General features: G+C 43.4%; 1 protein-coding gene. It reads left to right on the top strand.

Annotated elements, in window-relative coordinates; translation table 11 throughout:
- Positions 1-2,417: DNA polymerase I (gene polA, locus GMD4S_RS07895; RefSeq protein WP_000270777.1), on the top strand; the 2,417-nt coding region annotated here is incomplete at its 5' end.
- Positions 2,418-2,587: the final 170 nt, after the last annotated feature.

Genomic DNA, 2,587 nt, shown 5'->3' with positions numbered 1-2,587 from the left:
AGATGTATGCAGACTACAAGGGTGGCCGTGCTAAAACTCCAGATGAGTTTCGTGAGCAATTTCCCTTCATTCGTGAGTTGTTAGACCATCTTGGGATTCGCCATTATGAGTTGGCCCAGTATGAAGCGGATGATATCATCGGGACTCTGGGCCGTTTGGCTGAGAAGGATTCCTTCGATGTGACTATCGTTAGCGGAGATAAGGATTTGATCCAGTTGACGGATGAGCATACGGTAGTCGAGATTTCTAAGAAAGGTGTGGCTGAGTTTGAGGCCTTTACGCCAGGCTATCTTATGGAAAAAATGGGCCTCACACCAGCTCAGTTTATAGACCTCAAGGCCCTGATGGGGGATAAGTCTGATAATATCCCTGGTGTTACTAAGATTGGTGAAAAGACGGGCATCAAGCTCTTGCTAGAACACGGATCGCTAGAGGGTATTTATGAACATATCGATGGGATGAAGGCTTCTAAGATGAAGGAAAATCTCATCAATGATAAGGAACAAGCCTTTTTATCTAAAACACTAGCGACCATTGAAACTCAGGCACCAATTGAGATTGGACTAGATGATTTGGTCTATAATGGCCCAGATGTGGAAAATCTCGGGAAATTCTACGATGAGATGGGTTTCAAACAGCTCAAACAAGCTCTAAATGTGTCATCAACGGATGCGCCTGAAAGCTTGGATTTCGCCATCGTTGACCAAGTCAGTCAAGACATGCTGAGCGCAGACTCTATCTTCCACTTTGAACTCTTTGGTGAGAACTACCATACAGATGACTTGGTTGGTTTTGCTTGGTCTTGTGGGGATAAACTTTACGCTACAGATAAACTTGAGCTTTTACAGGAGCCTATTCTCAAGAATTTTCTAGAAAAAACACCTCTGAAAGTGTATGACTTTAAGAAAGCGAAGGTTCTTTTAAATCGCTTGGGCTTGAACTTGCAGGCCCCTGCTTTTGACAGTCGCTTGGCCAAATACCTTCTCTCTACTGTCGAGAATAATGAAATTTCAACCATTGCGAATCTCTACGGTCAAACATACTTGGTCGATGATGAGACTTTCTACGGTAAGGGTGTCAAGAAAGCTATCCCTGAGAGAGAGAAATTCTTGGAGCATTTGGCTCGCAAGGTTGCAGTATTGGTTGAAACAGAGCCGGTTTTACTCGAAAAACTCAGTGAACATGGACAGTTAGATCTCCTCTATGATATGGAGCAACCTCTGGCTTTTGTCCTTGCTAAGATGGAAATTGCTGGTATCAAGGTCAAAAAAGAAACCCTACTTGAGATGCAGGCTGAAAATGAGGTCGTCATTGAGCAACTTACCCAAGAGATTTATGAGCTAGCTGGTGAAGAGTTTAATATCAATTCTCCTAAGCAGTTGGGTGTGCTTCTCTTTGAAAAACTCGGTCTTCCTCTAGAGTACACTAAGAAAACCAAGACAGGTTACTCGACGGCCGTGGATGTGCTAGAGCGTCTAGCTCCTATTGCTCCGATTGTTAAAAAAATCCTCGACTACCGTCAGATTGCTAAGATTCAATCCACTTATGTGATTGGTTTGCAAGACTGGATTTTGGATGATGGCAAGATCCACACGCGCTATGTGCAGGATTTGACTCAGACTGGGCGTCTGTCTAGTGTGGATCCAAACTTGCAAAATATTCCTGTGCGTTTGGAACAAGGCCGTCTCATTCGTAAAGCTTTTGTCCCTGAGTGGGAGGATAGTGTGTTGCTCAGCTCGGACTATTCACAGATTGAATTGCGCGTTTTGGCTCATATTTCTAAAGATGAGCACTTAATTAAGGCTTTCCAAGAAGGAGCTGACATCCATACTTCAACGGCCATGCGGGTCTTTGGCATTGAACGTCCTGAAGATGTGACTCCAAACGACCGTCGTAATGCCAAGGCGGTAAACTTTGGAGTGGTTTACGGGATTTCAGATTTTGGTTTGGCAAACAATCTTGGTATTAGTCGTAAGAAGGCCAAAGCCTACATTGACACTTACTTTGAACGTTTTCCTGGAATCAAAAACTATATGGAAGAAGTGGTACGTGAAGCGCGTGATAAGGGCTATGTAGAGACCCTCTTCAAGCGTCGTCGTGAGTTACCAGATATCAATTCGCGCAACTTTAACATTCGTGGTTTTGCAGAGCGAACTGCTATTAACTCTCCTATCCAGGGTTCGGCGGCGGATATTCTCAAGATTGCTATGATTCAGCTAGACAAAGCTCTAGTTGAGGGTGGTTATCAGACCAAGATGCTCTTGCAAGTGCATGATGAAATCGTCCTTGAGGTTCCAAAATCAGAACTAGCAGCCGTTAAAACTCTAGTGAAACAAACCATGGAAGAAGCCATCCAGCTTAGTGTCCCACTCATTGCTGATGAGAATGAAGGAGCAACTTGGTACGAAGCTAAATAAGAAAGTTATGAAAGAGTTTGAAGCATTTGTCTTCAAACTCTTTTTCATAGTTTTCTGTAAGCAGTTTCCTTGACTTTTCCTTGTATTTGCGTTACTATATTTCCATATAAGATATGGGAGTCTGTGTACAGTCTGAGAGGAAGTGTTAAACTTCGACCGCACCTGATCTG

It is taken from the genome of Streptococcus sp. GMD4S, from assembly GCF_000296955.1.
Note: the sequence above shows the minus strand (reverse complement) of the source record. Positions and strands in the feature narration are given on the sequence as shown.